Genomic DNA, 7,194 nt, shown 5'->3' on the forward strand with positions numbered 1-7,194 from the left:
CATTTCATGGATCACGTCAAACATGCGTGGGACTTCCTTGCGCCGTGTCGTTTGCCACGATAGTTGCGCTTTTTGGCCACTATTTGTGCTTTCTGGCCAATTAAAACGTCCTCTACCTGCGCTGCGCCCTCGTTTACATCCGAAGCGGACACTCGGAAGGCGCGGCAGGATCGACGCTAAGAGCCCATCAGCGACATTCGTGTTAACTGCAGCGAATGCAGGTGCAGCGAGAGCGGTCGGCCCTCTGCGGACGTTAGAAACAAGCGTAGCTGGCGACCGCTGTGAGCCCAACGCTGCTCGTCGCCCAAAGCGAAGCGCGCCACCATCTAGCCTTGAATCATAGACTGCGGCGGACTGTCAGTCGGCGACTGGTTTTTTAGAATCCGCAACATAGCATCATAGTGCTTTCTGTCACGCTCCCGAATATATTTCATTGCGCCATTTGCTGCGCGGTGGCTCTCTTCGACGGTAAGCGCGGGAAGCGAACTTACAGCCTCAATATCACCATGCGATTCAATTTGGCACACTCGCTCAAGTTGGTTTATTTCCGCCTGATTTAAAACCTTTATCTTCCCGGAGTCATCAAACAAAGCTTCGGCGAAACTGGCTTTATCCGGTGCCGCAAATGCAGTGAATATTTCTAGAAGTTTCCGGATCGCATTGGGCAATAGATACAGATAATCGGTGCTCTGCTTGTCCGAAGCCTCGAACACGAGGGAGAAAAGGTATTGGTATTCTGAGTCGTACTTCGCCAAGTGCGATGGCATCTTCACCAGCGCTGATTCTCGACTGCCTTTTCCATTGTCGCGGCAGTCCACAAATAATAGCCCTTGAGGTATCGTATCCGCAAAGTTGACCCCTCGAAAGAAGGCTCGCTTCGCCATGTGCATAAACTTAAGATTATGGGTCAACAAGATGACCTGCGCGACACGTTTGGTGTGCTTCTTAATCAGGCCGAATGCGTAGGTCTGAGCATTGCTGTCGAGGCTCGACACCGGATCGTCGATTACAACAACGAGCCTTTTCCTGTCCCGACCTTCGGCCCCAAACTGAGTTAGGAAGAAGCAAAAGGTTAGTGCGGTTTTCTCACCCTCGCTGAGGTGTTGCGCGATCGAGCCATCCGCACGAACCAATTGGTATCCTTCGTCCTTGGCCTCCAACCGGATGGAGTTATGCCCAAGGTACTCATGAAGTAGATTGTTGAGCTCGTTGGCCGCAACTCCGTGTTTGCGAACAGAATTGCGTAACGTCTCCGCCTTCTCATTTAGATCATTCACCGCGCCCTGTGCTTTTTGGGCATTTTCTTCCGCTGCCGTCGCTTTTCGTTTCAACTGGCGATACGAAGCTTGCTCGGCGAAGAGCACGTGTGCCTTGAGTGCATTGGCGGCGGCGTCTTTACGTTGCCTAAACTGATCGTTGATTGAATTGTGCTCGCTGATAACGGTTAGCAAAAGGTTCTTGGCAGCAACCAGGGCGGTAGGCCAGCCAACGCCCAAAAGATCAGCCACGTTTTCAGGAATATCAATATGTTTCATAGGGTTGCGCTCTCTCTCTCCAAGCGCTTCTTGTAGCCCTTTTATCGCCGTGCCAGTAGAAATGACCTCAGCCCGAAACTCTTTTTCGGCTTCGCCGAAGTCTTTCGTTAGAATGGATTGAACAGCTAACTGCGATGGAAGTCCCTCTAGCCATCCTCTCAGCAGCGATCGTGATCGATCGCACCAATCAATCGCTGCTGTGACTGCGTTCGTTTGTTCTTGCCAGCTCTCGCTGAACAGTGCCGCCAAGGTCTTTCTTCGTTGATCAGAGATCTCATTGCCACAATGAAGGCATGATACGAGCTGATTTTCTTCGTGGTAGTGGTGGCCTTCAGCTACCCACGCCAACATGTTGGCATGGGTGATGAGGTCAGACGACAGCTGTGCGGAGAACTCCCGCTGCACCAAGCCAGAGGCAGTTTTTAAGTCATCCAGAAATCTCTCGGGAAGTTCGAATGCCACGTTAATTTTCGGAAGTGGGTCAGACTGACGAATGATAGCGCGGTACTCGTCAATATCGTCCTCCGAGAGATCGTCTTGCTCTGTAAACATTTTTTCGGAGTACTCGCGGTCGACATTCCCTCTGTTGAATTGCTGAGTGTAGCCAGTACCTCTGGCGTCGCGCACGCGCCCACCCACTTCCGTACCTTTGTTCCTATATTCTTTTTCCGCCGTTTCCTGCTTTGTCCTGGCTGCGTGAGCCTCGGCTAAGGCAGCTTCCAAGTCGGCTTCTATTTGGCGAAGCTCCTTCACCTTATCGATGTTCTCTTCGTCAATATGGAAGATCGGCAAGGCCGAACCTTTGTCCCATTGAAAATTTCGGGAAATAAAATCCGAGTTGAAGACTAAGAGGTGGTTTCCAAGAGGATGTGATAAATCGGCATTGGTAGCTGTAGTCCCGTCGGAGAACTTAGTCTGAAATTTCGCACGATCACCGAGCCCACTGGCCAGAGAATTTCCTTCGAAGGAAGAAAATATACGAGACAAGCTCGTCTTCCCAACCCCATTGAAACCATAAACAATTGTTTTTCGAGTGAAGTCGACATCGGGGCTTTGAGGTTTGTGGTCACGCCAAATACCTACCCCCGCGATCTGGATAAGCTTCTCTACAAAAACTGTTTCTGGCATCAATCTACCGCCACGACTTTTTTCAATCATAAGACATGAACATGCTTGCACGTATTTGGATGGGTTGCCAACACATCCATTCCGGCGCAAACGCTGACACTACATTGCGAAGCTAGGCCCGAAAACAAAAGAGCAATGTATCGCAAGTCTGCGCCTCCTGGTCACTCATAACATATGCGGCGAATGACGGTGAGATCCGCACAGCAGACCTCGGGACAGATCGCAGCGAATGTCTGCTTTCCGCCCTTCGAAGCGACTCTCGAGGTAGCTTAACCGATTAGGCTGCAGGTGCAGTGACTGGCCGCTTTGTCCCGCATAGCAGACCTTAAGGCGCCATTGCCGACCGACCGGTTTGCGAAAATAATCCAACGTTCGTGCTGTTAAGAAAAAGAATAGACGCCCGAAAAACGGCGGCGCGACACATCATGCGGGGGTAGAACCGTCTCATGTTGTTCGATCTTCCTGACCACCAGACCCTCTATGCCGCATTGCTGGCCCGTGACACCCGCTTCGACGGGCAGGCTTTCGTGTGCGTTTCCTCTACGGGCGTATTCTGCAGGCTGACATGCCCTGCGCGAAAGCCGAAGGCGGAGAACTGCACGTTCTTCGCCACGATCGGGGAGTGCATCGAGACGGGCTACCGCGCCTGCAAGCGCTGTCACCCCCTTCAGGCAGCAGCCTTGGCCGATCCGACTATTGCCGCATTATTGCATGCGCTGGACGAGCGGCCTGACCTGCGCTGGTCGGAGGAGCATGTGGTACAGCTTGGCTACGACCTCTCCACAGTGCGGCGCAGTTTTAAGCGGCAGTTCGGCATGACCTTTTTGGAAATGGCGCGCCAACGCCGGCTGCGCGAAGGGTTCGAGACACTGGCCATCGGGGGAAAGGTCATCACTGCCCAGCATGAGGCAAGCTTTGAATCTGCCAGCGCCTTCCGCGCAGCCTTCGCCCGTCTTCTCGGCTGCGCCCCTGCGGATCTGCGGGCGGACCGGCTGCTGCGGGCGACGTGGATACCGACCCCGCTCGGGGACATGATCGCGGTTGGCAGTCGCAGCCATTTGCATCTGCTGGAGTTTGTGGATCGGAAGGGGCTGCCTGCCGAACTGGCGCGGTTGCAAACCGCCTCGAAGGAAGGGATCGGGATAGGCACCCTGCCGCCCTCGGAGCAGGCGGCGGCGGAGCTTGCTGACTACTTTTCCGCCCGATCGGGCCATTTCCAAACGCCGCTGGCCTTAGCTGGCAGCACCTTCACCCAACAGGTCTGGGACGCGCTACGCGAGATCCCGGCGGGCGAGACGCGTAGCTATTCCGAGATCGCGCGGCAGGTTGGGCGCCCCTCTGCAGTTCGAGCGGTGGCGCGTGCAAACAGCGCTAATCAGATTGCGCTGATGATCCCGTGCCACCGGGTTATCGGCGCCGACGGCACGCTGACCGGCTATGGCGGCGGCCTCTGGCGCAAGCAACGCCTGATCGAGATCGAGCGGCAGCTCAAGACATCCAAGAAGGAGACTTTCGCATGACATCACAGATCGACAAAGCCGAGCGGTTCCGCAGCCTGCATGTCCCGCACAAGCCGATCATTCTTTGCAATATTTGGGATGCCGGTAGTGCCAAGGCCGTAGTGCGCGCCGGAGCCAAAGCTATCGCGACCGGCAGTTGGTCTGTGGCGGCCGCACAGGGCTACGAGGACGGGGAGGAGCTTCCTCTTGATGACGCGCTGGCAGTAGTGAGCAGGATCGTGCAGAGCGTGAATTGTCCTGTCACCGTAGACTTTGAGGGCGGATATGCGACCGATCCTGATACCGTAAATAAGAACGTCCGCCGCCTGCTGGCTCTTGGCGTCATCGGTCTGAATTTTGAAGACCAGGTGGTGAACGCCCCCGGCCTCTACAGCATAGAGGATCAGGTCGAGCGCTTGCACGCTGTCCGCGCCGCCGCCGATGCTCTGGGGATTCCCGCCTTTATTAACGCCCGCACGGACGTGTTCCTGAAGGCCGCACCCGATGTGGATCATGCTAGTCTGGTAGAAGATGCCCTCACACGCGCTGCAGCCTATGCCGCAGCCGGCGCGAACGGGTTCTTCGCGCCGGGCCTGACGGATAAGACGCTGATCCGCACCATCTGCGAAAAGGTTTCGCTTCCTGTCAACGTGATGGCCGCCGACACCCAAGGTAACAGCGAACTCGCAAGCCTTGGCGTCTCACGTATCAGCTTGGGCCCTAATCCGTATATCAGATTAACAGCCGACTTGGAGCGCGAGGCGGCTGCCTGTGCTTGAAAGCGATCTCCGCGCCAACGTACGGGGATTGCTCTTACGAACGCTGGTTAAAAGTTTATTTGAGCCATGCTCTTGGCAGCTGTGCGAGAGTTGGTTTGGCCTAAAAGCCTGCGGTTGCCGATGGATGCGGAGGCTTCAATTGGCAAAGAAGGACATTTTTGTGTGCAAACTTAAAATTAAGCTGCTGATTTCATTGACGCGGTGAGGACGAATAGCGTAGCAATCCATACGCCGGGCGGTGAGCTGCGCGCGATCCTGCCCGCGTCCGCCGAGGTCGGATCGACCGCCAAGCATGAGCGGTTCCGGGCATGGGCCGCACAGCATTCCCCGCGCGGCTATCGGTGCCACCAGTGGCGCGATCTGCCGCCCGAGAGCTTCGCCAGCGTGGGCGTCCGCATCAATACCGTGGTGCTGACCCTTCAAAAGCGCTAGGTGTAACCTACTCCTTTTTGCGACGGAGAAACTCAGGCCCCGCTTCGGCGGGGCCATTTTTTTAGCTGCCATGCCCCCCGACCTACAAACAGGAATGCGTGCAAAATGCGGGACCGCTGACGCAAGGCGCGACGGCGGTTGTCCAGTCGCGCGCCGGGAACGACCTTGGGAGTGAAGGCGCGGGACCGGAGCAGGCTGTAAGCGAGACCATAGGGATCGAGCGTCAGCCTGTGGTCAACCGGATGCGGCTTGCGGCAGCTGCGGCACAGACCCACCGCGGCCTCTTTCAGAATAGCGAGATCCCCGCGCAGGCGCGGCGATCGAGACGCAGGGGGGATTTGGACAAGCCAAACGCCCCCTGCCCTTGTTGGGCCAGGCGCTGCGCGCCTGTCCGTCAGGGGACCGCCGGTCCCCCACCGCAACAGGAAAATGCTGCACGTCCTGCGGGGCCGTGTCCTCGCGCTGCGCGCTGCGGGCCGCACCACCCCCTTGTCCGCTGGATTTTCCCATTGCGGCGGTTCCCCCCCTGCCCTCGGCCGGGAGCAAGGGTTCAGGAGAGGGGCGCGCTGCGCGCTTCCTCGCCTGACCCCTCGCCCATTTTGGGCACCGGCCACAGGGCAAAGTCCGGGCCGGGATCGTCGCAAAGAAAGGAACGCCAAATGGCCAAATCGTTCGACCTCTACCAGCACGTCACCGACAGCATCATTGCCAGCATCGAGTCCGGCACCCCGGCATGGCGCAAGCCTTGGACGGGTGAGAAGGGTGGCGCACCGTTCCCGTTGCGCAGCAACGGCGAACCCTATTCCGGCATCAATGTCCTGATGCTGTGGCTTGCCGCCGACGCCAAGGGCTACCGCGCCCCGTTCTGGTTCACCTATCGCCAAGCGCAAGAAGCGGGCGGACAGGTCCGCAAGGGCGAGAAATCCGCCACGGTTGTCAAATACGGGACGTTTGAGCGCGAGGACAAGGAGACGGGCGAGGAACGCCGCCTGCCCTACCTGAAATCCTACAGCGTGTTTAACGCCGAGCAGATCGAGGGGCTGGCCCCGGAATACTATGGCAGCCCCGCCGAGGCCGCGCGTGACCTTGGGACCGAGGCCGACCCGGCGCTTGATGCTTTCTTTGCAGGGATCGGGGTGGAAATCCGCACGACCGATGACCCGCAAGCCTACTACAGCCCCGCCGCCGACTTCATCCACATGCCGCCGATTGCCACGTTTCACGATGCGGCAGGCTATTATGGGACGCTGGCCCACGAGGAAATCCACGCCACAGGCCATAGCACCCGCCTTGACCGTTTATCCCGCTTTAATGACCGCAAAGGGTATGCGTTCGAGGAAATGGTGGCGGAATTGGGAAATGCCATGCTTTGCGCAAAGCTTGGCCTTACGCCTGATTTTGGTCAGTCCGGCGCATATATCAAGAGCTGGTTGCGCGCGTTGAACGACGACAAACGTCTGATCTTCAAAGCCGCCAGCGAGGCCCAGAAAGCCGTTGACCTGCTGACCAAGCAGCAGCACGTCGAAGAAGAAAGGGCGGCCGCGTGAGCGGCCCCCTGCCCGAGCTGTCGTGCCGCAAATGCGGCACGACCAATCCCCCGGTTTATCTGGCCCCTGTCACGGTCGGGGGAGCCGGAACCTGCATCTGCATTGGTTGCGCGGAGGCGCGCGGTTGGCTGGACCGGGATGGAAACGTGAAACCGGGGATCGCGCTGTGACCTACGAAATCCGCGACGACCCCGACGACCTTCCCATCCCGTGCGCCACCTTGGCCGAAGCAGAGCGGCGCGGCAGACGCCGCGCCGCCCGGATCGGATCGCCC

5 protein-coding genes are annotated in these 7,194 nt (G+C 57.8%); 4 read left to right on the top strand and 1 reads right to left on the bottom strand.

The window, feature by feature from the left end; translation table 11 throughout:
* Positions 1 to 326: 326 nt before the first annotated feature.
* On the bottom strand, positions 327 to 2,693 hold the full coding sequence (locus TW83_RS13930) for an AAA family ATPase (RefSeq protein WP_084697501.1): 2,367 nt from the start codon (positions 2,691 to 2,693) through the stop codon (positions 327 to 329).
* Between the two features lie 416 nt (positions 2,694 to 3,109).
* Here TW83_RS13930 and TW83_RS13935 point away from each other — a divergent pair, with 416 nt between their 5' ends.
* From TW83_RS13935 to TW83_RS13945, 4 genes are all read left to right on the top strand, one after another.
* Positions 3,110 to 4,183, top strand: coding sequence for a trifunctional transcriptional activator/DNA repair protein Ada/methylated-DNA--[protein]-cysteine S-methyltransferase (locus TW83_RS13935; protein WP_045983382.1), 1,074 nt, complete (start codon positions 3,110 to 3,112; stop codon positions 4,181 to 4,183).
* Positions 4,180 to 4,941, top strand: coding sequence for an isocitrate lyase/phosphoenolpyruvate mutase family protein (locus tag TW83_RS13940; protein ID WP_045983383.1), 762 nt, complete (start codon positions 4,180 to 4,182; stop codon positions 4,939 to 4,941). Before TW83_RS13935 ends, TW83_RS13940 begins: the two co-directional genes overlap by 4 nt.
* A 201-nt stretch (positions 4,942 to 5,142) precedes the next feature.
* On the top strand, positions 5,143 to 5,373 hold the full coding sequence (locus tag TW83_RS20665) for a hypothetical protein (RefSeq protein WP_157001599.1): 231 nt from the start codon (positions 5,143 to 5,145) through the stop codon (positions 5,371 to 5,373).
* 659 nt (positions 5,374 to 6,032) lie between these two features.
* Entirely contained in the window at positions 6,033 to 6,920 is an 888-nt protein-coding gene (locus TW83_RS13945; RefSeq protein ID WP_045983384.1) for a zincin-like metallopeptidase domain-containing protein, read from the top strand.
* The last annotated feature ends 274 nt before the right edge of the window (positions 6,921 to 7,194 follow it).

The sequence above is a fragment of the Paracoccus sp. S4493 genome (assembly GCF_000967735.1).
Taxonomy (GTDB): Bacteria; Pseudomonadota; Alphaproteobacteria; order Rhodobacterales; family Rhodobacteraceae; genus Paracoccus; species Paracoccus marcusii.